We start from the raw sequence: 22,399 nt of genomic DNA on the forward strand, positions 1-22,399 counted from the left end.
CGTGCTGCCGGAAGACTTCCTTGCCCCTTATGCGGCCCACTCGGCACAGGGCCAGGGACGTCGTTTTGCCGAGGCGCCGCACGCCTCGCGCAGCCAGTTCCAGCGCGACCGCGACCGCATCATCCACTCCTCGGCCTTCCGCCGCCTCGAATACAAGACCCAGGTTTTCCTCAACCACGAGGGAGACCTGTTCCGCACGCGACTGACGCACAGCCTGGAAGTGGCGCAAGTGGGCCGTTCGATTGCGCGCAACCTGCGCCTCAATGAAGATCTGGTGGAAGCCATCGCGCTCGCGCATGACCTGGGCCACACGCCGTTCGGCCACGTGGGCCAGGACGTGCTCAATGAATGCATGCAGGAGCATGGCGGCTTCGAGCACAACCTGCAAAGCCTGCGCGTGGTCGACACGCTGGAAGAGCACTACGGCGCCTTCGATGGCTTGAACCTGATGTTCGAGACGCGCGAAGGCATCCTGAAACACTGCTCGCTGACGCATGCGCGCGAACTGGGTCCCGTGGCGCAGCGCTTCATCGACCGCACGCAACCGACCCTGGAAGCGCAGCTGACCAACCTGGCCGATGAAATCGCCTACAACAGCCACGATATCGATGACGGCCTGCGTTCCGGCCTGATCACCATCGCCCAACTGGAAGAGGTGGAATTCTTCGGCCGCCTGTGGCGCGACGTGCAGCAGGCGTTCCCCGGCCTGTCGGGCCGGCGCGCCATCTATGAAACCCTGCGCCGCCTGATCACGGCCCTGGCCGACGATCTGATCGTCACCTCGACCGGCCTGATTGCCGATGCCGCGCCGCGTGATGTGAACGAAGTGCGCGCCAGTGCCCCGCTGATCCGTTTTTCGGACGCCATGCGCAAGGATGCGACGGACCTGAAACGCTTTTTACGGGCGAACCTGTACCGCCACTATCAGGTCAACCGCATGCGCGTAAAGGCCAGCCGCGTCGTGCGCGAACTGTACGACAGCTTCATGGCCGAACCGGCCCTGCTGCCGCCCGACTACCAGCTCAAGGAGGGCGACATCACGCAGCAGGCGCGCAAGATCGCCGACTACATCGCCGGCATGACGGACCGCTACGCGATCCGCGAGCATCGCAGGCTGTATTCGCTCGACGAGCTGTAACCGTCATTTTGGGGTCAGACCCGCCGGGACTCGGCGTCCCCGTCCGCCCCCAGCATTTGCCGTTGGGTTATAAGCGCGTACACCCATCCGACATCCTCTGTCAATTGGCATGATCAACTAGGTCCCCGCACTATCACCCCAATACCCCCGCAGCACCTTCTTTTCTATCATGGCAGCAAGTCAACAAGGGCTTGCCGCCCATAGTCAAGGAGAGTGTCATGATTGAATCGCGCCGCAGTTTCTTGCGCGCCTTGCCAGCCGTAACCATCGGGGCGGCCATCGCGCCGCTGCCAAGCAAGGCGGCCACGAAGGGCGAAGGTGACCAGCGCTGGGCGATGGTGGTCGATGTGCAGAAGTGCATCGGCTGCCAGGCTTGCACGGTCTCCTGCATCATGGAAAACGCCGTGCCGGAAAACAGCTTCCGCACCGTCGTCTCGACCTATGAAGTCAAGGAAGAGAACCGTTGCGGCACCTACATGCTGCCGCGCCTGTGCAACCACTGCGCCAATCCTCCCTGCATTCCCGTCTGTCCCGTGGGCGCCACCTTCCAGCGCAAGGATGGCGTCGTCGTCGTCGATGGCGACCGCTGCGTGGGCTGCGCCTACTGCGTGCAAGCGTGTCCGTACGACGCGCGCTTCATCAACCACGAAACGGGCAAGGCTGACAAATGCACGTTCTGCGCACACCGCGTCGACGAAGGCTTGCTGCCGGCCTGCGTGGAAACCTGCGTGGGCGGCGCGCGCATCTTCGGCGACCTCAATGACCCGGAAAGCCTGGTGCACCAGCTGCTCACCGAGAACAAGGTGAAGGTACTGAAACCCGAGCAGGGCACCCAGCCCCACGTATTTTATTTGGGACTGGACACGCGCTTCGCCGGCCACGTCGAGGGCGAAGCGACTCTTTGGCAACCGAGCAAACACGGGAAATAAACCATGGACAGCCACATCACCGAAATTGTCAACGTCACGCGCGAAGCGGCATGGCTGCCGTGGGCGGTGCAGTATTTTTTCCTCATCGGCCTCAGTTACGGCAGCTTCATGCTGACCTTGCCGTACTTCGTCTTCGGCCGCAAGGCGTATGAACGCCTGGGGCGCATCGCGCTGCTGGCGTCCCTCGTGTGCGGCATGACGGCGCCCGTGGCGCTGCTGGCCGACCTGCACGGGCCGGGCCGCTTCTACCATTTCTATATCTACTTCCAGCCGCAATCGTGGATGTCGTGGGGCTCGTTCTTTATTCCCCTGTATTTGGGTTGCCTGATGCTGTACGCGTGGCTGGCGCTGCGGGTGGATTTTGCCACGCGAGGGCAGGGACATGACCGACTTGCCTTTGCCTATCGCCTGCTGGGGCGCGGTGGCGCCGCATCGCGCAAGGCCATCGTCAGCGCCGCCGCCTTCACCTTGCTGGCCGCCTTCGTGGTGGGCCTGTACACGGGCATGGAAGTGATGGTGGTGCGTGCCCGTCCGCTGTGGTTCACGCCCTTCCTGCCGGCGCAATTTGCGGCTACGGCCTTTGTTGGCGCGGTGGGCTTGGCGCTGCTGTTCAACCGCTTCCTGCCGGGCCGCGAGCAGGCGCTGGAAGTGTCGCTGAACCGCGCGCTGGCCCTGTCGCTGGCGCTGGTGCTGGCGCTGGGCGGTGGCTGGCTGTTCGTCAGTCTCTCTGGCGTGAGCGCCAGCCACAGCATGGCGTTCACCCAGGTGGCGGGCATGCCGCAATGGCAGTTCACGGCTGTCTGGGCCGTGCTGTCCTCCATTGTGCCGATGGCGCTGGCCATCTGGCGCCCGGCCACGAGTGGCCTGGTCAACGGCCTGATCGCGCTGCATAGCGCCTGGATGATGCGCTGGACGATTTTCATCGGCGGCCAGACGATCCCGAAAACGGGCGCGGGCCTGTACGACTACCACCTGCCGATGGGGAATGATGGCTTGATGGGGATTATCGGCACGGCCGGCCTGTGGATCGCGCTGCTGTTGCTGATGCTGGAATTTTTGCCATGGGCCGGACGCATGCTGCGCAATCGTCCCGCCATGGCCACGCACTGAGGAGCTAGAAATGAACGAACACACACACGACGACGTCTCTGAAGACGAGAATGAAAAGCGCCGCAAGCTGCTGCGCTATGGCGCCATCGGCGGTGGCCTGGCCGCGTTTGCCGCCAGCTTTTCCACCACGGCCGGCCGCATGGTCGACCACGCGCTGGGCAAAGACAAGCCTGTGCAGAAACTGCACGGCAATTCGCTGCCGCCCGAGTTTTCCGTCGACACGGCCACGGGCAAGTTGACCGTCAATCCGGACCAGCAAGTGAGCTACACCATGTGCATGGGCTGCACCACGTTTTGCGGCGTGCGCGTGCGCCTCGATAAAAAAAGCGGCAAGGTCTTGCGCGTGGCGGGCAATCCGTACAGCCCCCTGTCGGCCGATCCGGCGCTGCCATACCAGACCTCGATACGCGACAGCTTCGTCTCGCTGTCGCGCTTCCAGGAAAAGGGCTTGAAGGGCCGCTCGACGGCTTGCGGCCGCGGCAACGGCGTGCTGGAACAGATGGAGTCGCCGTTCCGCGTGCTGGCGCCCATGAAGCGTGTGGGGCCGCGCGGCGGCGGCCAGTGGGAACCGATCGCTTTTGACCAATTGGTCAAGGAAGTGACGGAAGGCGGCGACCTGTTTGGCGAAGGCCATGTGCAGGGCTTGCGCGCCTTGCGCGAACTGGAAAAACCGATCGATCCGGCGCAGCCGGAACTGGGTCCGCAAGTGAACCAGGTGGGCCTGATGTGCAGCACCGACGATGGCCGCCTGGCGTTCGGCACGCGCTTTTTCAAGCAGTCGTACGGCAGCTTGAACCTGGTCAACCACGGCTCGTATTGCGGCGGCGCCTACCGCAGCGGTTCGGGCGCCATGTTCGGCGACATGAAGAAAATGCCGCACGCGAAAGTGGACCTGGAAAACACGGAGTTCTGCATTTTCGTCGGCACGGCGCCGGGCAATGCGGGCAACCCGTTCAAGCGCCAGGGCACCCTGATCGCCAAGGCCCGCTCGGGCAAGCGCGAATTCAGCTACGTCGTCGTCGATCCCGTGCTGACGAACGCGGACAGCCTGGCCGCGGGCGACCGCAGCCGCTGGGTGCCGATCAAGCCGGGCACGGACGGCGCGCTGGCCATGGCCATGATACGCTGGATCATCGAGCACGAACGCTATGACCGCAACTTCCTCGTGCAGCCGAACCTGAAGGTGGCGGAAGCGGCGGGCGAGGCCGCCTGGTGCAACGCCACGCATCTGATCATCAACGAAAAGGGCCATCCGCGCGATGGCCGCTACCTGCGCGCGTCGGACATCGGTGCGGTGGATCTGGCGGAAGAAGAGCGCTACAAGGATGGCGACGCCTTCTGCGTGATCGACGCCGCCACGCAAGCCATCGTGCCGCACAACGCAGCCAAGGGCGAGGCGCGCCTGTTTTTCGATGGCCCGCTGGACGTGGCCGGCGCGCCGCTGCACCTGAAGACAGCGATGACGATGCTCAATGAAGAAGCGCAGCGCCACAGCATGGATGACTACGCGACCGCCTGCGGCATCGCGCGCGACATCATCGAAGGCCTGGCGCAGGAACTGACCAGCCACGGCAAGCGCGCGGCCGTCAATGCGCACGGCGGCATGATGTCGGGCGCCGGCTTTTACAACGCGTACGCGCTGGTCATGCTCAATACCCTGATCGGCAATTTGAACCGCAAGGGCGGCACCCTCGTCAATGGCGGCAGCTTCAAGGATGCGGGACCCGGCCCGCGCTATAACCTCGAGAGTTTCGACGGCGAGATCAAGGCGGCCGGCATGCCGATCGGGCGCAATGTGCCGTATGAAAAAACCTCGGAATTCAAGCTGAAGAAAGAAGCGGGCAAGGCATATCCGGCCCGGGCGCCGTGGTATCCGAACGCGCCCGCGCTGGCGACCGAATGGCTCACCAGCGCCATGAACGGCTATCCGTACACCTTGAAGGCGCTGATCCTGTGGAGCTGCAATCCCGTCTACGGCATCACGGGCTTGCGCGCGCAGATCGGCAAGGAGCTGGCCGATCCGAAGAAGATTCCCCTGATCGTCGCCATCGACCCCTTCATCAATGAAAGCTCGGCGTTTGCCGATTACCTGCTGCCCGATACCTTGCTGTATGAAAGCTGGGGCTGGGCTGGCGCCTGGGGCGGCATGCCCGTCAAAATGAGTACGGCGCGCTGGCCCGTGGTCGAACCGCGCGTGCAAAAGACGCCGGACGGCCAGACCATCTGCATGGAATCGTTCTTCATCGCGCTGGCAAAAACGATGGCCTTGCCCGGCTTCGGCCCGGACGCCTTGCAGGATATGGATGGCCAGCGCTATCCCCTGCAGCGCGCGGAAGACTGGTATCTGCGCGGCGGCGCCAACATCGCCTGGCAGGGAAAAACGTCGGTGCCTGACGCGAGCGACGACGACATCGACCTGTCCGGCGTGGCGCGCATCCGCCCCGAACTGGAACGTACCCTGAAGCCGGAAGAGTGGCGCAAGGTGGCCTTCATGCTGGCGCGGGGAGGGCGCTACCAGAGCTATGGCGAGATGTTCGGCCTGCGCCTGCCACCCGCGAATGCCAAGGCGCCGGCTGCTCCTGTGCCCGTGACCGACGAGACGCCGTATCCGCAGGACTGGTCCACGCACCGCTATCTGAAACCGATGATGCTGTACAACGAGGGCCTGGGTGTGAGCAAGAACAGCTTGAGCGGCAAGCGTTTCCCCGGTACGCCCGCGTGGAGAGTGGCGGCGTTTGCCGATGGCACGCCCGTACGTAAAACCTATCCGGCCAGCGAATGGCCGTTCGAACTGATCAGTTTTAAATCGGCGCTGCAAAACTCGTACAGCATCGGCGCGCGGCGCTTGCGCGGCATCCATCCGGACAATCCCGTCGCCGTGCACCCCGACGACGCGGCCCGCTTGAAGCTGCAAAATGGCGATGAAATTGTTTTGGAAACGCCGGGCGGCAAGGCCAGGGCCACGGTGATGCTGCGCCATGGCGTGCAGCGCGGCGTGATCGCCATCGAGCACGGTTTCGGCCACAAGGAGCACGGCGCGCGCGCCCACCGCATCGGCAAGCTGCGCCAGCCCGATGAACCGGCCATCGGCGCGGGCATCAACCTGAACGACCTGGGATTGACGGATCCGAGCCGTGGCGACAAGAACGTGTTTGTCGATCCCGTTTCGGGCACGGCTGTGCGGCAGGGGCTGCCGGCGCGGATCGTGCGGACTTAGATTTGTCCACTAGTTGGTAGGTCGGATTAGCGTAGCGTAATCCGACAGACAGCCTAAATTGCCCCACCCGCCATCAGCAGCCGGGCTACCTCGGCTGCTGAATGCAGGCCCAGTTTTTCCATCGTGTTATGGCGGTGCACCTGCACCGTCTTGTCGCTGATGCCCAGTTCGCGGGCGATGACTTTCGACGCTTTGCCTTCGGCCATCAGCAGCGCCACTTCGCGCTCGCGCGCCGTCAATGTCGCCAATGCTGCCTGTGCCGTATTGGTGCTGGCGGCGCTGCGGCTTTCTTCCACGCTGCGGGCCACGGCGCGCGAGACGGCGTCCAGCAGCACCTGGTCCTTGCATGGCTTTTCCAGAAAATCGCAGGCGCCTGCCTTCATCGTCTGCACGGCCATGGCCAGGTCGCCGTGGCCGCTGAGGAAAATCACGGGTAGCGCAATCGCGTGGCGTGATAGTTCCTGCTGCAATTCCAACCCGCTCATCAAAGGCATGCGCACGTCGAGCAGCAAGCAGCCGGGCGCATGGCCCGCGTAGCGCTGCAGGAAATCGCGCGCCGATTCGAACGTTGCCACTTTCCAGCCGGCCGAATCGAACAGATAGGCCAGCGAGCGGCGCATGGCGGCATCGTCGTCGACGACAAAGATGATGGCGTCGCTTTCATTCATGGTGTTTCCTTATTTGCGTCCATATGGCTATCTTCGGGCAGGCGGAACCAGACCGTCAAGCCTGGCGCATCAGCGTTGGCGTGCGCCGACAGGCTGCCGCCGAACGATTCGATGATGCTTTTGCTGAGCGACATGCCCAGGCCCAGTCCTTCGGCCTTGGTGGTAAAGAACGGTTCGAACAATCGCGCCATCTGCGCTGCTGGCAGGCCGCATCCCGCGTCGCGCACGGCTACCGTGCAGGCGCCATTTTCACGGTGCAGCAGCACGCCGATTGGATGCTGCGGATTGCCGTTTTCCACCTGCGCATCGAGCGCATTTTTCAATAAATTGAGCAGCACCTGCTGCACTTGCTGCGGGTCGGCCAGCACGTGCGCGTCAAGATTGCTGCCGTCGTGGGTCCAGCTGATACGGGCGTGCGGATGGGCGGCGCGGAACAGTGCCACGGCTTGCTCGACGGCGCCGGCCAGGGCGAAAGCCGTGCTGTGCGCGGGACGTTTTTGCGCCATCGCGCGGATGTGACGGATGATGGCGCCGGCGCGTTCGCTTTGCGTGGCGATCTCCTGCGCGCCGTCGAGCAGGGGCGCCGCGTCGAGCCGGCCGGCCGTGATGCGGCGCGCCATGCCGCGCGCGAAATTGCCGATGGCCGCCAGCGGCTGGTTCAATTCGTGCGCGATGGCGCTGGCCATTTCGCCCAATATCGCCAGGCGCGCCGTGTGGTCGAGCGTGGCCTGGCGCTGGCGCGCCTGTTCTTCCAGCGCGCGCTGCTGGTGCTGGGCCGCGCGCAATTGCTCGGTGCGCCGGCTGACCAGGTATTCCACGCGCACCGTGTGCACGGCCCAGGCCACGAGCAGGGCCAGCACCAGCAGCATCCAGCCCCAGTAGCGGCGCAGCGCCGTCTCGAAGGTCAGCTTGTCCAGATAGGCGTAGGGGCCGATGTGCAAGTCGCGGAACAGTTCATCGACGATCTGGTAATCGCTGGGCACTGTCCAGCTGTAGCCTTCACCGGTGCGCGGCATGGCCAGCAGGGCTTGCGCCACTTTTTTTGCCAGCGCGGGCGGCGTCTGGCGCAGGGCAACGAAGGGCCAGTCCGGATACAGCCGCGACGAGCTGGCGCAGCGAAAGCCGGGAATCGGGCGCGTGGTGATCACGCGCAGTTCGTCGGCCCGTACTTCGCCGCGCGCCACCATCTGTTCGAGCAGGCAGGTGCGCACGATGCCCGCATCCATATGCCCCGACCGCACGGCGTCGACGATCTGCTGCGAGGGAAAGCCGCTGTAGCGCAGGCTGGCAAAATCATGCGTGGGATCGATGCCCGCTTCGCGCAGTTCGCGCGCGGCGATCTGGTAGCCGCCAAAGGCGTCGGGCGCCACGGCCATCACGTTCTTGCCCGCCAGGTCGGCCAGGTCATGCAGCGGCGACGCGCTGCGCACGACGATGGCCGAGCCGATGGCCTGGCGCGGCGAGTCCGTCCATGGCGATTCCAGGGTGGCGATGCGGCTGGCGCCGTCGCTGTGTTCGAGCGCCACGTAGTGGCCGCTGCTGGTGATGGCGAAGGCGATCGCTTGCGATTGCACGGCGCGCGTCAGGCCCGCCTGGTCGTAGTCGGCCAGGATGAAACGGATGCCGGGAATGCTGGCCTGCAGGTGGCGCGTCACGTACGACCAGTCCTGCTGCACCGCGTCGCCGCCCTTGTAGGCGAGTACGCCTATTCTGACTTCCGGCAGCGCCGTGTCGGCATGCACTGGCGAGAACAGGATCGCCAGCGCCAGTACGACAAGCCTGCGCACTAGAACATGCTGCGCTGCGCCGAACGCGCATCGCCGAACAGGTCCAGCAGCAGTTTCTTGATCGGTGCAGGCAGCGGCGCATCGGCGATTTTCGCGCCGTCGTACCAGACGTGCGTCGCTTCTCCTGCCAGCGCCAGACGGCGCGCCACGGTGATACGGCAGGGGACGATGTGCAGCTTGTAGTGGGTGAAGACGTGGACGATGGGCAGCAGCCGTTCCTGCGATTCGATTTCGCCGAACGGCGCCACGGCGCGCGCCAGCGCATCCTGATCGATGTCGCGCGGACAGTCCTCGCCGGCCAGCACGTGGCCATCGAGTTCGGGCAGGGACAGCAAGCCGCCCCAGATGCCCGAGCCGGGACGCTGCTCCAGCAGCACCTGGCCATCGTCGATGACGACCAGCATGACGGCGTGTTTTTCCGGGCTGGTTTTCTTCGGTTTGCGTACAGGTAAATCCTTGGTGCGGCCGGTGGCGTAGGCCACGCAGCGCGGCTGCAGCGGGCAGCGGCCGCAATCGGGGCTGCTGCGCGTGCACAGGGTGGCGCCGAAGTCCATCAGGCCCTGCGTGTAGGCCTCGATGCCTGTCTCTGGCAGCAGCGCTTCGGCGCGGCGCCACATGGCTTCCTCGACCCGTTTTTCGCCGGGATAGGCATCGATGCCGAAGGTGCGCGCGAACACGCGCTTGACGTTGCCATCCATGATGGCCGCGCGCGTGCCGCTGGAAAACGCGGAGATGGCGGCGGCCGTCGAGCGGCCGATGCCGGGCAGGTCGGCCAGCAGGGCCGGGTCGCTGGGGAACACGCCGTCGTATTCGGCCACCACGCGCTGCGCGCACTTGTGCAGGTTGCGCGCCCGCGTGTAGTAGCCTAGGCCGCTCCACTGCGCCATCACGTCTTCGACGGGCGCGCTAGCGAGGTCGCGCAGGGTGGGGAAGCGTTCGAGGAAGCGCGTGTAGTAGCCGAGCACGGCGGTGACCTGCGTTTGCTGCAGCATGATTTCGGACAGCCAGATCAGGTAGGCATCACGCGTGTTTTGCCAGGGCAGCGCGTGGCGGCCATGCTGCTTTTGCCATGCGATGACGGTGGCGGAAAAAGTCGGGTCGACATAATCTTCAAAAGGTGCCATGCCCGTGGCGGGCGAGAGCGGGTGCAGCAAACGTTTCATGCAGGATTCCAGTGTTCTGTTGTCTATGTTGCGCTGGCCGCACGCAGGGTGGCCAGCAATTGCGCCAGCTGCGCCTTGTCGCGTTCGAGCGCCGCCAGGCTGGCCTCGAAGCCGGCGATTTTCTGTTCCAGGCTGCCCGTCGCGTCGTGGATGCGCTGGATCGAGGCGAAGCGCAGTTTCAGCTGTTCCTTGTACTCGACGATCTGCGCTTCGAGCGGCGCCATGATGACTTTCAGCCAGGCGCTGGCGTCGTCATTGGCGTTCGTGAAACTGCGGCGCACGCGCGAGGCGATGGTGTCGAAGAATTTTTCCATCAGCACGACGCGGCTGGTGGTGAGCAGGGTCGCCGTGCCGAACTGCTTATGGTAGACGGCTTCGATGTCGGCGATTTCCTGGCGGTAGCGGGCCAGCGAAAACGGCATCGGCAAGGCCAGCGCCAAACCATGTTCGGAGGCGAATTTGCGGTACATCACGTTCATCATTTCCGTGATCTCGGCCGTCTTGCCTTCCGAGCGGTCCAGGTTGCTGGCGATGCGCTCGAAATACTGGCGCACGGCTTCGCGCAGGCCCGTGAAAAAGCGGCTGCGCTGCATGGCGGCGCGCACGCCGTCGATATCGTCACGCACGATGTCCATGCCCAGGCTCGTGTACAGCTCCGTCGACAGGCGGGTAAACACGGCGCGCGTCGCCTGCAGCTTGAACAGGCTGCTGTCGAATTCCTTCTTCTCGATATCGATGCGCCGCATCATGTGCGCGATCACGCTCTGGTTCTTGCCGCGCAGGCTGTGCAGCTCGTGCAGCTGCTCGGCGATGCCGCGCGCGCGGGCCGCCGCCTGCACCTGCTGCGCCGCTTCGATGGCGTCCAGGTCGAACGCCAGCTGGCGCCGGATGATGTCCTTGCGCGCGGGGATCAGCTCTTCGAACAGGGCCGTCTCCAGCGGCAGCAGGCGGCTCTTTTCCAGCAGCGCCGCATCGTCGTTGATCTTGCCCACGAGGGCCTTTTGCGCCGAGACGGGGAACACCTGGCTCGCGTCCAGTGTCAACAGATGCGCCACGCTGGCCTGCTGGCGTTCGATCGCCTGCGCCACCTCGGCATCGCCGCGCAATTCGTCCCACATGCTGTCGATCTTGTTGAGTACCACCAGGCGCCCCGCGCCGGCGCCGATATGGTTGCGCCATACCTCGATATCGCTGCGCGTGACGCCCGTGTCGGCCGCCAGGATGAATAGCACCGCGTGCGCATTCGGGATCAGGTTCAGGGTCAGTTCCGGTTCCGTGCCGATGGCGTTCAGGCCCGGCGTGTCGAGGATGACCAGGCCCTGTTTCAGCAGCGGATGGGGGAAGTTGATGATGGCATGGCGCCACATGGAGATTTCCACCTGGCCGTCCTCGTCGAGCATGGCGGGAGCATCCGCGTCGTCGGCGTCGTACAGGCCGTAGCGCGCCGCTTCCTCGACGCTGACTTTTTTCGTCAGGCTGACTTGGCGGATCGCTTCCTGCATGTCGCCGCCCGCCTCGATATTCAGGGGCAGAATGGTCCAGGCGGCGGGCAGGTCGCGGTAGTCGCTGGTCGACAGGTTCTGCGCGCGCGTCTCGATGGGCAGCAGCCGGATCGAGGGCGGCCAGGCCGCGTCGTACAGCAGCTCGGTGGGGCACATGGTGGTGCGGCCCGCGCCCGATGGCAGGATGCGCTGGCCGTAGCCGGCAAAGAAGATGGCGTTGATCAGCTCGGATTTGCCGCGCGAGAATTCCGCCACGAAGGCGACGGATAAACGGTCGTCGAGCAGGCGGGAACCACAGCGCGCCAGGCGCAGCGCGGAGGCGCCGTCGACCAGGCCTGCCGCGCTGGCGGCTTGCCGGTATGCCTGCAAGGCGGCCTGCACGTCCTGCCGCCAGGCGCTGTATTGTTCCAGGTCTCTGACCATCTGCTCCCCTTTACCTATGACTTACTTTTGACAGTTCACGCAGTAGAACGTGGAACGCTGTCCCTGCACGATCTGGCGGATAGTCGCGCCGCACACGCGGCAGGGCTTGCCCGCGCGGTTGTACGTGAAATACGTCTGCTGGAAGTAGCCGGACTGGCCATTCACGCCGATGAAGTCGCGCAGGGTGCTGCCGCCCTGCACGATGGCTTCGGCCAGCACGTCGCGGATCGCCTGCGCCAGTTTTTCGTAGCGCGCCAGACCGATGCGCCGCGCTGGCGTCTTCGGGTTGATCCCCGCGCGGAACAGGCTTTCGGAACAATAGATATTGCCCACGCCGACGACGATGTCGCCCGCCATCAGCACCTGCTTGATGTTGGTGCCCTTGTTGCGCGTTTTTTCGAACAGCAGCTGGCCCGTGAAGCCGCCTTCCAGCGGTTCCGTGCCCAGGCCGCGCAGCAGCGCGTGGCCGTCCAGCGGGCCGTCGGCCTCGTCGTGCCACAGCACGGCGCCGAAGCGGCGCGGATCCGTCATGCGCAGCACCTGGCTGCCGCCGTCCGCATCTTCCACGACGAGGTCGAAATGGTCATGCTTTTGCGCTTCCGTCCCCGTCGGCAGCACGCGCAAATGGCCCGACATGCCCAGGTGGATGATCAGGGTGCCGTGGCGGAAGTGGATCAGCAGGTATTTGCCGCGCCGCCCCGTCAGACCGATGGTTTGCCCCGACAATTGTTCGCCCAGGGCAGGGGGGAAGGGCCAGCGCAAGCCGTCGCGGCGCAGCACGACGGAGCGCACGGCGCGCCCTTCGAGGTGGGGCGCGACACCGCGCCGTGTGACTTCGACTTCTGGCAATTCTGGCATAGGGCTCGATTGGTTGAAAACCGGGTAAAAAAACAGGCGGGTTGCCGGCCGAGGGCTGGCCCTGGCAGGCTACGCCGCCACGACGTATATATTTCGTTACATACGTGAAGTACGCGATAGTCGCGTTGGGCGTAGAATCAAACTTTGCCGTTTAGCCAGGATCAGCCTTTGAAAAACGCTTTCGCCATTGTAACCTTGTCCGCCCTGATGGCCACGCATGCCATGGCACAGACGCCTGTCGCCCCTGCCGATGCCGCGGCCAGCCCCTCTGCGTCCGCTCCCGCCGCGCCGCAGGAAGAGGGCAGCGAGTCCAAGGTGGACGCCAAGGCGGACGGCTTGCCCAAGGTCGAATTGAGCAGCGACCTGCTGTACAAGCTGACCCGCGCGGAAATGGAATTCAAGAGCGGGCAGTGGCAAGGGCCGTACGTGACGATGATGGTGGCGGCGCAGCAGACGCGCGATCCGCGCCTGGCGCGCCGCGCGTCCGAAATGGCGCTGGCCGCCAAGCAGGGCAGCGAAGCGCTGGCGGCCATCCGCCTGTGGCGCGAGCTGGCGCCCGACTCGGACGAGGCAACGCAATTCTTCCTTGGCTTTGTCGTCCTGACCGACAAGATCGAGGAAGCGGAACCGATCTTCGCCGAACGCCTGGCCAATGCGCCGGGTGGCGCGCGTGGCGTGGCCCTGTTCCAGATGCAGCAGATTTTGTCGCGCTCGAATGACAAGCTGTATGCCTATTCGATGATGACGCGCCTGGTGCAGCCTTACCTGGACATGTTCGAAGCGCATCTGGTGCTGGCGCAGGGCGCCTTGTCGCTTGGCGAGCGTGACCGCGCCATCCGTGAAGCGAACAAGGCGCTGGCCATCAAGCCGAACTCCGAACTGGCCGCGCTGACCCTGGCGCAGGTGACGGGCGAACCCGAGGCGGCAAACAAGGTGCTGGCCACGTTCCTGCAAAAGAATCCGGACGCCGTCGAAGTGCGCGGCGCGTATGCGCGCCTGCTGGTCGAGCAAAAGCAGCTGGAGCCGGCGCGCGAACAGTTCCTGCTGCTGCTGAAAAGCCAGCCCGATAACGTGGGCGCCCTGTATGCGCTCGGCATCGTGGCGCTGCAGCTGGAAGACACCAAGGGCGCGGAGCAGTACTTCAAGCGCTTCCTGGCCGTGCTGGAAAAAAATCCTGGCGATACGCGCGATCCGTTCAAGGCCCTGATGATACTGTCGCAGATCGCCGAGACGCGCGGCGACACGGCCGGCGCAATCGCCTGGCTCGACAAGGTCGACAACAGCGCGTCGGCCGGCTATGTCGAGGCGCGCTTGCGCCGCGCCCAGCTGATCGCCCGCGGCGGCAATCTCGATGCGGCGCGCAAGGCGCTGACGGAAATCGAAACGGACGATCCGGTTAGCCAGGCGCAGGTGCTGCTGGTCGATGCGCAATTCCTGCGCGACGCCGGCTACGTGCAAAGCGCGTACACGGTGATGGAAAACGCCTTGCTGCGTTTCCCCGACAATCCGGAACTGCTGTACGACTACGCCTTGCTGGCCGAGCGCCTGGATAAATTCGAGCTGATGGAGGCGAGCTTGCGCCGCGTGATGGCGCTGGCGCCCGACAACCAGCACGCGTACAACGCGCTCGGTTATTCGCTGGCCGAACGGGGCCTGCGCCTGGAAGAGGCCCATGCGCTGATCGAAAAAGCGCTGCAGATGGCGCCGGGCGACCCGTTCATCATGGACAGCATGGGCTGGGTGCAGTTCCGCATGGGTAACCTGGCCGCGGCGGAAAATGCGCTGCGCCGCGCCTATGCCGTGCGCAGCGATCCGGAAATCGCCGTCCACCTGGGCGAAGTGCTGTGGCAGAAGGGCGACAAGGCCGAAGCGCAAAAACTGTGGCGCGAGGCGCAAAGCAACGACCCGAAAAACGATGCGCTGAAAAGTACGCTGGCACGCTTGAATGTCAGTTTGTGATTGAATCGATTAACTAAACTATAAAACCAGCGCCATGGCGCTGGTTTTTCCTTGTGCCCATGTTGAAAAAACTCCTCCCCCTCACGCTCGTCTGCCTGTCCCTCTCGGCCTGCTCGACCCTGACTTCCCCCTTTTCGTCCGGCGCCGCGCCATCCGGTCAAACCGTCGCCCCCTACCGCGACCAGGTCGAGCTGACGGGCCGCCTGAACGTCGTGTACCAGAAGGATGACAAGCCCGAATCGGCCACCGTCAATTTCAACTGGCAGCAGACGGCGCAGCGCACGGACGTGACCCTGTATTCGCCCGTCGGCAGCACGCTGGCGACGATCGTCGTCACGCCGCAGCAAGCCGTGTTGACGCAAAGCGGCAAGGCGCCGCGCAGCGCGCCCGATGTCGATGCCCTGAGCGCGCAGCTGCTGGGCTGGTCCTTGCCCGTGTCGGGCTTGCGCGACTGGCTGCAAGGCCATGCCGTGGGCGCCGACGGCAAGCGCTTCGTCGCTTCGCCGGCCAACGACAGCGTCACCACCAAGGACGGCTGGCGCTTGCGCTATGTGTCGTGGCAAGATGCGTCTGACAATACACCGGGCGCCTTGCCCCAACCGCGGCGTATCGATGCCGAACGCAATGCCAGCGCGCAGGCCGATGCCGTCTCGCTGCGCATCGTGCTCGATCCCGCCCCATCGGCTCAAGCACAATGACGTTGACTACCCTGAATAACTGCCCGGCCCCGGCCAAGCTGAACCTCTTTTTGCACGTCAACGGCCGCCGCGCCGATGGCTATCATCTGCTGCAGACGGTGTTCCAGTTGCTCGACCATGGCGACACCCTGCACTTCGCGCTGCGCGACGACACGGCGATCCGCCGCGTGACGGCCCTCGCCGGCGTGCCGGAGGAGCAAGACCTGATCATCCGCGCCGCGGCACTGCTGCAGGCCGAAGTGTTGCGCCGCACGGGCGCCTTGCCGCGCGGCGTCGATATCGCCATCGACAAGGTGCTGCCCATGGGCGGCGGCCTCGGTGGCGGTTCGTCCGACGCTGCCACGGCCCTGATGGCCTTGAACCGCCTGTGGCAGGCGGGTTTGACGCGCGAGGAATTGATGGCGCTGGGCTTGCCGCTGGGAGCCGATATCCCGTTTTTCATCTTTGGCGAGAATGCCTTTGCCGAAGGCGTGGGCGAAGCCTTGCAGCCCGTTGCCACGCCCGAGTGCTGGTATGTCGTGATCGAGCCTGGCGTGCAAGTGCCGACCGCCGCAATTTTTTGCGCGGAAGGCTTGACGAGAAATACCGAACCCGTCACAATAGCGGACTTTTCCAGGCACCTCGCAGAAGGAAACGATGCGGGCGGGTTTGGTAAGAATGATTTACAGCAAGTGGCATGCAGTCTTTTCAAGCCGGTAGCAGATGCGGTAGAATGGCTGGGTGCTTACGGTGAGGCCAGGATGACTGGTTCCGGTGCTTGTGTGTTTAGTGCGTTTGAGAGTCAGGAAGAAGCGGATGCGGTGCTCAGCAATGTGCCACCAGTCTGGATCGCCTGGAAGGCAAAAGCGCTGAATCGCCACCCGATGCTCACCATGTTGTAGAGAGCAAAAAAAGATTTTGCTTAGCGTCAAATAGTCGGTATAATACTGGCCAACATGACGGCAAGCAGTCAGTAACGTAGGGGAATCGCCAAGCTGGTTAAGGCACTGGATTTTGATTCCAGCATGCGAAGGTTCGAATCCTTCTTCCCCTGCCACCATTTCACCGTAGTCTGTCGATGCGAAGTTGGCGTCCAGTACGGGAAAAAGCAGATGTGCCGCCACGCGGCATATTCTAAACATGACTGACCGGGCCTATGCCCGGTTAGTGCTTTTCAAGACTTCTATATCACCTCTTGGGACTCCCATGGCTTACGAAAACCTGATGGTTTTTACCGGCAACGCGAATCCAGCGTTGGCAGAGGGGGTCGCAAAAAACCTCGGCATCCCTCTCGGTAAAGCAAACGTTTCGAAATTCTCCGACGGCGAAGTAATGGTCGAGATTAACGAAAACGTACGCGGCAAGGATGTTTTTGTTTTGCAATCCACCTGTGCTCCAACCAACGACAGCCTGATGGAAATCATGCTGATGGTTGATGCCTTGAAACGTGCTTCCGCTGGCCGCATCACCGCCGCGATTCCTTACTTCGGCTACGCCCGCCAAGACCGTCGTCCACGCTCCGCGCGTGTGGCGATTTCGGCCAAGGTGGTGGCGAACATGCTGGAAGAAGCCGGTGTCGAGCGCGTCCTGATCATGGACTTGCACGCCGACCAGATTCAAGGTTTCTTCGATATCCCAGTCGACAATATTTACGCTTCGCCAATTTTGCTGGGTGACCTGCAAAAGAAAAACTACCAGGATCTGCTGGTGGTGTCGCCGGACGTCGGCGGTGTGGTACGTGCGCGCGCCCTGGCAAAACGCCTGGGCTGCGACCTGGCCATCATCGACAAGCGTCGTCCAAAAGCGAACGTGTCCGAAGTGATGAACATCATCGGTGAAGTCGAAGGCCGCAACTGCGTGATCATGGATGACATGGTCGACACGGCAGGCACCTTGACCAAGGCTGCCGAAGTGCTCAAAGAGCGCGGCGCGAAAAAAGTCGTGGCGTATTGCACGCACGCGGTGCTGTCGGGCCCGGCGATCGACCGTATTTCGGCCTCGCCACTCGACGAGCTGGTCGTGACCGATACGATCCCCCTGTCCGAAGCGGCCCTGGCCTGCGGCAAGATCCGTCAATTGACGTGCGCGCCGCTGCTGGCCGAGACGTTCAAACGCATCATCAAGGGTGACTCCGTCATCTCGCTGTTCATCGACTGATTCGATCAGCAGTAACAGACGTAATGCCTGCGGCGCGACCGGCTTTTTGCCTGTTGCGCCGCAGTGTTTTAATTTTCGGGGTGTTTTGCACCCCATTTCCGAGGATTCCTGGTCGCGGGCATCCTCATAACACAAGGCGCAAGCCTTGTTCTTCTTGGAGTTTCACATGAAAGTTATCGCATTTAAACGCGAATTGCAAGGTTCCGGAGCGAGCCGCCGCCTGCGCATTTCCGGCCAAACCCCTGGTATCGTCTACGGTGGCGCTGAAGCCCCTGTGCTGATCTCGCTGGATCACAACGCCCTGTACCACGCGTTGAAAAAAGAAGTGTTCCACTCGTCGATCCTGGATCTGGAAATCGACGGCGTTTCCCAGCAAGTTCTGTTGCGCGACTTCCAAGTCCACGCATACAAACAACTGGTTCTGCACGCTGACTTCCAGCGCGTTGACGCATCGCAGCCTATCCACGTGAAAGTGGCTCTGCACTTCATCAACGCTGACGTTTCCCCAGCAGTCAAACTGCACGGCGCGACCATCAGCCACGTTGCCAATGAAATCGAAGTAGCTTGCCTGCCAGGCAAACTGCCAGAATTCATCAACGTTGACCTGTCGAACATCGACGTCGGTCACTCGCTGCACGTTGGCGACCTGGTCCTGCCAGCTGGCGTGACCGCTGTCACCCACGGCGCCAACCTGACCATCGCTACCGCTTCGGTACCTGCTGGCCACGTTGCTGCTGAAGCCGCTGCTGCTGAAGTTGTTGCTGACAAGAAGTAATTTTGCCGCCGCAGCAATGCGGTAGTCGCAAGGAAAAACCCGCCAGGTTCGCCGCGCGGGTTTTTTTCCGCCTGTTTTCACCGATAATGCTTTCTTTTACATTGCAGACACAGCCATGCCCATACGCCTGATCGTCGGCCTCGGCAATCCGGGACCCGAATACGAACAAACCCGCCACAATGCCGGCTTCTGGCTGGTGGACAATCTTGCCAACAGCTTGCCCGGCACGCGCCTGCAGCGCGACTCGCGCTATAACGCCATGCTGGCCAAGACTTCCATCGGCGGCAACGAAGTCTGGCTTCTCGAACCGCTGACCTTCATGAACCGCTCGGGCCAGTCCGTGGGCGCGCTGGCGCGCTTCTTCAAGATCGCCGCCGATGAAGTACTGGTCGTGCACGACGAACTCGATTTGATGCCCGGCATCGCGCGCCTGAAAAAGGGCGGCTCGGCGGGCGGCCACAATGGCTTGAAAGACATCACGGCCGCGCTGGGCACGCAGGATTACTGGCGCTTGCGCTTGGGCATCGGCCATCCGCGCACCCTGAGCCTGCAGCAGCAGGTGGCCGACTTCGTGCTGCACCGCCCGCGCCGCGAAGACCAGGAACTGATCGAGCAAGCGATCGACAAATCCTTGCAGGTGATGCCGCAGATCGTCGAAGGCAAGTTCGAAGCCGCGACGATGAAACTGCATACGGCCTAGTTATTTTCCTGCCTGGCCGAAGCCGGCCATGATGGTTTTCGCCATCTGCTGCTGGCTGGCCTGGGCGCTGCTGCCTTCGCCCGCGTTGGCGGCGATCAGCAAGCCGTCGCCGCTGCCGGGCGCCAGCGCGATCAACGCGTGCCAGTAGCCGTTCGAGCCCAGGTGGGTGAGCACACGCTGCGGCGCTTGCGGTGGAAAATGCATCACGCCCCAGCCCAGGGCTGCATTCGTGTCGCCCTGCGCCGTGTGCAGCAAGATATACGTTTCCCGTTTCAGCAGCTTGCCCTTGCCTTGTTCGCCGTGCAGTTGATCAAGCGCAAACTTGGCCCAGTCTTGCATGCTCAGGTGAATCTCCCCATCGGGCGCCATCATCAGCGGATTGCTGGCCATCAAGCCGGCAATCGGCTTGTTCTCCTTATGCCCCAGATTCTGTCCGCGCACGGTGGGGCCGAACGCGGCCCGCATGCCCAGCGGGCCGAACACTTCGGCCTGCATCAATTCCTCATACGTCTTGCCCGTGGCCTGTTCCGCGATGGCGGCGGCGATCATGGCGCCGCTGTTCGAGTAGTGCGATTCGCCGCGCGGCGCGGCCACTGGCGCGTCGGCCAGCGCGCGCTGCGCGTATTCCTGGCGCAGCAGCGGCAAGGGGCGCGTGTCCGCGTAGGTGGAATTGATCCACGCCTCGTCTGGATTGGGCGGCAGGCCGGCACGGTGCGACAGCAGATCCATCAGGTTGACGTCGCGGTACTCGGCGCGCATGCCGCCAGCCAGCGCGGGCAGCATGCGCGACAGCGGCGCGTCCCACGACAGCACGCCCCGTTCCACCAGCCGCGCGATCAGGGTCACCGTCATGGCCTTGCCATCGGAGCCGATATTCCACACGTCATCGGCGCGCACGGCATCGTGGCCGTCATTGGCGCGCACGCCAGCTTGCGCCTGCGCATCGATCTTGCCGTCGCGAATCACGAGTATGGTCATGGCCGGCACGCTCTTGTCGGCCAGCGCCTGCTGCAGCATGGCGTTCACGTCATGGGCGCGGGCGGTGCCGCTGAGCAAAAAGGCGGTGCTGCAAACGAGCGAGGCAAGCAGGGTTTTCATGGTGTCTCCAGTCGATAAGGGTGATGGAACATGCTAAAATGTTCGCAAAACATGATTTAATTATTGTTTTACGATAATTTATTCTAACGGCACTAGCCGCTTTCGTATACTTTTCTTTTAACTATGAAAAAAAATCAGACGGCGCCCGCGGCGCTGAGCCGGCGCGTGCGCTACGGCGTTTCGGGATTCTTTGTCTTGTACCTGCTGCTGACGGTGCTGGGCTGGCTGGCGCCCGCGCCGGCCGTGCAGGGAGCCGTCGGCGGCGCCGGCATGTATGAACTGTTGCTGCAATTGCAGAGCCAGCCATTCGAGCGCCTGGCCGCCATGCCCTTGTGGCAGCGGGGACTGGGCCTGGCGCTGGCCTTGCCGGCCTTGTGCGTGCTGGGTGACGCCGTGCGCCAGCTGGCCGCGGTCTTGCGCCAGTTCGAGCAGGGCGTGTTTTTTACGCCGCAGGTAGCGCGGCACTTTCGCCGTTTCGCCGGCGGCTTGCTGCTGGGGACGGTGCTGACCCTGCTGGAACCCACCATGCGCGGCATGCTGTTCGGCTTGCTGGAAGAGGGGGCCAGCCAATTGCGCCTGGTCATCGACATCACGGGCGGCGACTTGTGGACCTTGCTGCTGTGTTCAGTTTTCTTTGCGCTGGCGCAAATCCTCCATGAAGGCCAGCGATTGGCCGATGAAAACAGCGGGTTCATCTGATGGGTATCGTCGTGCGCCTCGACCTGGTATTGGCCAGGAAAAAAGTGAAATCGAAGGAACTGGCCGCCTTCATCGGCATCACGGAACAGAATTTGTCTCTCTTGAAATCGGGCAAGGTGCGCGGCGTGCGTTTCGATACCCTGTCGAAGATTTGCGAGATGCTCGAATGCCAGCCCGGCGACATCCTGGAATTCGATGCGTCGCAGCCGGACGACGGGGATGGCGGCAGTTAGCGGCACAGAGGGCGGTTTTTTTGAAGAGTAGGGTGCATAGAGGTACAATTGACCCTTACGAGCATTAATACAGCAAGATTATCCAGAAAACGCCGGTACAGGCCGTTTTTGCACCAGCCGCTTGCCGGCAAAATTGATTAATTAAAGGTTTTCCATGAGTCTCCAATGCGGTATCGTCGGCTTGCCGAACGTCGGCAAGTCCACCCTGTTCAATGCACTGACGAAAGCCGGCATCCCGGCTGAAAACTATCCGTTCTGCACCATCGAGCCGAACGTCGGCGTCGTCGAAGTGCCGGATCCGCGCATGGATGCGCTGGCCGCCATCGTCAAGCCGGAACGCATGGTCAACGCCATCGTGGAATTCGTCGACATCGCCGGCCTGGTGGCAGGCGCATCGAAGGGCGAGGGCCTGGGCAACCAGTTCCTGTCGCACATCCGCGAAACGGACGCCATCGTCAACGTCGTGCGCTGCTTCGAAGATGATAACGTCATCCACGTGGCCGGCAAGATCAACCCGCTCGACGATATCGAAGTCATCCAGACCGAACTGGCGCTGGCCGACATGGGCACTGTGGAAAAAGCCATCCACCGCGAAAACAAGAAAGCCCGTTCCGGCGACAAGGACGCGGCCAAGCTGCTGGCCATCATGGAACGCATGATGCCTTACCTGAACGACGCCAAGCCCGTGCGCGCGATGGGCCTGGACGCGGACGAAATGGAACTGATCAAGCCGCTGTGCCTGATCACGGCCAAGCCCGCCATGTTTGTGGCCAACGTCTCCGATTCGGGCTTCACGGACAACCCGCTGCTGGACCAGTTGACGGCCTATGCGCAATCGCAAAACGCCCCCATCGTCGCCATCTGCGCGGCGCTGGAAGCGGAAATCGCCGACCTGGACGATGCCGACAAGGGCGCTTTCCTGGCCGACATGGGCATGGAAGAGCCAGGCCTGGACCGTTTGATCCGCGCCGGCTACAAGCTGCTGGGCCTGCAAACCTACTTCACGGCAGGCGTGAAGGAAGTGCGCGCGTGGACTGTCCCTGTGGGCGCCACTGCACCGCAAGCGGCCGGCGTGATCCACACCGACTTCGAACGCGGCTTCATCCGCGCGCAAACCATCGCCTATGATGACTTCATCGCCTACAAGGGCGAAGCGGGCGCCAAGGAAGCGGGCAAGATGCGCGCCGAGGGCAAGGAATACGTGGTCAAGGATGGCGACGTGCTGAACTTCCTGTTCAACGTCTAAAGGACAGATGCTTGCTGGCGAGCGCCAGCAACATACTGCATTAGTCCATTGCGAAAAGCC

At 63.2% G+C, this 22,399-nt stretch carries 19 protein-coding genes and 1 tRNA gene; 14 read left to right on the forward strand and 6 right to left on the reverse strand.

What is annotated here, in order from left to right; genetic code table 11:
- Position 1 precedes the first annotated feature (1 nt).
- The 4 genes from KO538_RS26725 to KO538_RS26740 all read left to right on the forward strand — a co-directional run bounded on the left by KO538_RS26725 (position 2) and on the right by KO538_RS26740 (position 6,394).
- Positions 2-1,138: a deoxyguanosinetriphosphate triphosphohydrolase gene (locus KO538_RS26725; protein WP_034753254.1), complete on the forward strand. Its 1,137-nt coding sequence runs from the start codon at positions 2-4 to the stop codon at positions 1,136-1,138.
- A gap of 218 nt (positions 1,139-1,356) precedes the next feature.
- Positions 1,357-2,067 (forward strand): sulfate reduction electron transfer complex DsrMKJOP subunit DsrO, encoded by a 711-nt coding sequence (gene dsrO, locus KO538_RS26730; protein ID WP_219330169.1) that lies wholly within the window; start codon positions 1,357-1,359, stop codon positions 2,065-2,067.
- Positions 2,068-2,070: 3 nt separating this feature from the next.
- A complete protein-coding gene (gene nrfD / locus KO538_RS26735) occupies positions 2,071-3,177 on the forward strand; it encodes an NrfD/PsrC family molybdoenzyme membrane anchor subunit (RefSeq protein ID WP_219330170.1) in 1,107 nt (368 codons plus the stop codon).
- A gap of 10 nt (positions 3,178-3,187) precedes the next feature.
- A complete protein-coding gene (locus tag KO538_RS26740; protein WP_219330171.1) occupies positions 3,188-6,394 on the forward strand; it encodes a molybdopterin dinucleotide binding domain-containing protein in 3,207 nt (1,068 codons plus the stop codon).
- A 53-nt stretch (positions 6,395-6,447) separates the two neighbouring features.
- Here the strand turns inward: KO538_RS26740 and KO538_RS26745 are convergent, their stop codons facing one another.
- From KO538_RS26745 to mutM, 5 genes are read right to left on the reverse strand one after another with little or no spacing between them, the layout of a single operon-like run.
- Positions 6,448-7,062 carry a response regulator transcription factor gene (locus KO538_RS26745; RefSeq protein ID WP_219330172.1) on the reverse strand — a complete coding sequence of 205 codons (615 nt, stop codon included), beginning with the start codon at positions 7,060-7,062 and terminating at the stop codon, positions 6,448-6,450.
- Positions 7,059-8,849: a sensor histidine kinase gene (locus KO538_RS26750; protein WP_219330173.1), complete on the reverse strand. Its 1,791-nt coding sequence runs from the start codon at positions 8,847-8,849 to the stop codon at positions 7,059-7,061. Before KO538_RS26750 ends, KO538_RS26745 begins: the two co-directional genes overlap by 4 nt.
- Positions 8,849-10,012 (reverse strand): A/G-specific adenine glycosylase, encoded by a 1,164-nt coding sequence (gene mutY / locus KO538_RS26755; RefSeq protein ID WP_374106892.1) that lies wholly within the window; start codon positions 10,010-10,012, stop codon positions 8,849-8,851. The genes KO538_RS26750 and mutY overlap by 1 nt, the downstream gene beginning before the upstream one ends.
- 23 nt (positions 10,013-10,035) lie before the next feature.
- Positions 10,036-11,937, reverse strand: coding sequence for a dynamin family protein (locus KO538_RS26760; RefSeq protein WP_070305307.1), 1,902 nt, complete (start codon positions 11,935-11,937; stop codon positions 10,036-10,038).
- 21 nt (positions 11,938-11,958) lie between these two features.
- Entirely contained in the window at positions 11,959-12,795 is an 837-nt protein-coding gene (mutM, locus tag KO538_RS26765; RefSeq protein WP_219330174.1) for a bifunctional DNA-formamidopyrimidine glycosylase/DNA-(apurinic or apyrimidinic site) lyase, read from the reverse strand.
- A 168-nt stretch (positions 12,796-12,963) separates the two neighbouring features.
- On the opposite strand from mutM, the gene KO538_RS26770 reads away from it, so the two are divergent.
- The 7 genes from KO538_RS26770 to pth all read left to right on the forward strand — a co-directional run bounded on the left by KO538_RS26770 (position 12,964) and on the right by pth (position 19,063).
- Positions 12,964-14,754 carry a tetratricopeptide repeat protein gene (locus tag KO538_RS26770; protein ID WP_219330175.1) on the forward strand — a complete coding sequence of 597 codons (1,791 nt, stop codon included), beginning with the start codon at positions 12,964-12,966 and terminating at the stop codon, positions 14,752-14,754.
- Positions 14,755-14,813: 59 nt separating this feature from the next.
- On the forward strand, positions 14,814-15,452 hold the full coding sequence (locus tag KO538_RS26775; protein ID WP_219330176.1) for an outer membrane lipoprotein LolB: 639 nt from the start codon (positions 14,814-14,816) through the stop codon (positions 15,450-15,452).
- On the forward strand, positions 15,449-16,333 hold the full coding sequence (gene ispE, locus KO538_RS26780) for a 4-(cytidine 5'-diphospho)-2-C-methyl-D-erythritol kinase (protein ID WP_219330177.1): 885 nt from the start codon (positions 15,449-15,451) through the stop codon (positions 16,331-16,333). Before KO538_RS26775 ends, ispE begins: the two co-directional genes overlap by 4 nt.
- 78 nt (positions 16,334-16,411) lie before the next feature.
- Positions 16,412-16,488 (forward strand) — tRNA-Gln (locus KO538_RS26785).
- 149 nt (positions 16,489-16,637) lie between these two features.
- On the forward strand, positions 16,638-17,588 hold the full coding sequence (locus KO538_RS26790) for a ribose-phosphate pyrophosphokinase (RefSeq protein WP_034753270.1): 951 nt from the start codon (positions 16,638-16,640) through the stop codon (positions 17,586-17,588).
- A 166-nt stretch (positions 17,589-17,754) separates the two neighbouring features.
- A complete protein-coding gene (locus tag KO538_RS26795) occupies positions 17,755-18,363 on the forward strand; it encodes a 50S ribosomal protein L25/general stress protein Ctc (RefSeq protein WP_035824067.1) in 609 nt (202 codons plus the stop codon).
- Between the two features lie 115 nt (positions 18,364-18,478).
- The gene (gene pth / locus KO538_RS26800) at positions 18,479-19,063 is read left to right on the forward strand and encodes an aminoacyl-tRNA hydrolase (RefSeq protein WP_034753275.1); all 585 of its coding nucleotides are present in this window, start codon (positions 18,479-18,481) and stop codon (positions 19,061-19,063) included.
- Here the strand turns inward: pth and KO538_RS26805 are convergent, their stop codons facing one another.
- Complete coding sequence (locus tag KO538_RS26805) at positions 19,064-20,161, reverse strand: serine hydrolase (protein ID WP_219330178.1); 1,098 nt, start codon at positions 20,159-20,161, stop codon at positions 19,064-19,066. It lies immediately after the preceding gene.
- A 123-nt stretch (positions 20,162-20,284) separates the two neighbouring features.
- Between KO538_RS26805 and KO538_RS26810 the strand changes: the two genes are divergently transcribed.
- The 3 genes from KO538_RS26810 to ychF all read left to right on the forward strand — a co-directional run bounded on the left by KO538_RS26810 (position 20,285) and on the right by ychF (position 22,339).
- Positions 20,285-20,860, forward strand: a complete 576-nt coding sequence (locus KO538_RS26810) for a hypothetical protein (protein WP_219330179.1) — start codon at positions 20,285-20,287, stop codon at positions 20,858-20,860.
- Positions 20,860-21,093: a helix-turn-helix transcriptional regulator gene (locus KO538_RS26815; RefSeq protein ID WP_034753279.1), complete on the forward strand. Its 234-nt coding sequence runs from the start codon at positions 20,860-20,862 to the stop codon at positions 21,091-21,093. The genes KO538_RS26810 and KO538_RS26815 overlap by 1 nt, the downstream gene beginning before the upstream one ends.
- Before the next feature lie 154 nt (positions 21,094-21,247).
- Positions 21,248-22,339: a redox-regulated ATPase YchF gene (gene ychF / locus KO538_RS26820; RefSeq protein ID WP_034753282.1), complete on the forward strand. Its 1,092-nt coding sequence runs from the start codon at positions 21,248-21,250 to the stop codon at positions 22,337-22,339.
- Positions 22,340-22,399: the final 60 nt, after the last annotated feature.

This window comes from Janthinobacterium sp. NKUCC08_JDC, assembly GCF_019345575.1.
Lineage (GTDB): Bacteria > Pseudomonadota > Gammaproteobacteria > Burkholderiales > Burkholderiaceae_D > Janthinobacterium > Janthinobacterium aestuarii.

Bases quoted from the DNA above. Each gene is read 5' to 3' on its own strand.
- KO538_RS26740 (WP_219330171.1), top strand. From the start codon at position 3,188: ATGAACGAACACACACACGACGACGTCTCTGAAGACGAGAATGAAAAG.
- ychF (WP_034753282.1), top strand. From the start codon at position 21,248: ATGAGTCTCCAATGCGGTATCGTCGGCTTGCCGAACGTCGGCAAGTCC.
- ispE (WP_219330177.1), top strand. From the start codon at position 15,449: ATGACGTTGACTACCCTGAATAACTGCCCGGCCCCGGCCAAGCTGAAC.
- pth (WP_034753275.1), top strand. From the start codon at position 18,479: ATGCCCATACGCCTGATCGTCGGCCTCGGCAATCCGGGACCCGAATAC.
- mutY (WP_374106892.1), bottom strand. From the start codon at position 10,012: ATGAAACGTTTGCTGCACCCGCTCTCGCCCGCCACGGGCATGGCACCT.
- KO538_RS26795 (WP_035824067.1), top strand. From the start codon at position 17,755: ATGAAAGTTATCGCATTTAAACGCGAATTGCAAGGTTCCGGAGCGAGC.
- KO538_RS26815 (WP_034753279.1), top strand. From the start codon at position 20,860: ATGGGTATCGTCGTGCGCCTCGACCTGGTATTGGCCAGGAAAAAAGTG.
- KO538_RS26775 (WP_219330176.1), top strand. From the start codon at position 14,814: ATGTTGAAAAAACTCCTCCCCCTCACGCTCGTCTGCCTGTCCCTCTCG.
- KO538_RS26745 (WP_219330172.1), bottom strand. From the start codon at position 7,062: ATGAATGAAAGCGACGCCATCATCTTTGTCGTCGACGACGATGCCGCC.
- nrfD (WP_219330170.1), top strand. From the start codon at position 2,071: ATGGACAGCCACATCACCGAAATTGTCAACGTCACGCGCGAAGCGGCA.
- KO538_RS26805 (WP_219330178.1), bottom strand. From the start codon at position 20,161: ATGAAAACCCTGCTTGCCTCGCTCGTTTGCAGCACCGCCTTTTTGCTC.
- KO538_RS26760 (WP_070305307.1), bottom strand. From the start codon at position 11,937: ATGGTCAGAGACCTGGAACAATACAGCGCCTGGCGGCAGGACGTGCAG.
- dsrO (WP_219330169.1), top strand. From the start codon at position 1,357: ATGATTGAATCGCGCCGCAGTTTCTTGCGCGCCTTGCCAGCCGTAACC.
- mutM (WP_219330174.1), bottom strand. From the start codon at position 12,795: ATGCCAGAATTGCCAGAAGTCGAAGTCACACGGCGCGGTGTCGCGCCC.
- KO538_RS26810 (WP_219330179.1), top strand. From the start codon at position 20,285: ATGAAAAAAAATCAGACGGCGCCCGCGGCGCTGAGCCGGCGCGTGCGC.
- KO538_RS26790 (WP_034753270.1), top strand. From the start codon at position 16,638: ATGGCTTACGAAAACCTGATGGTTTTTACCGGCAACGCGAATCCAGCG.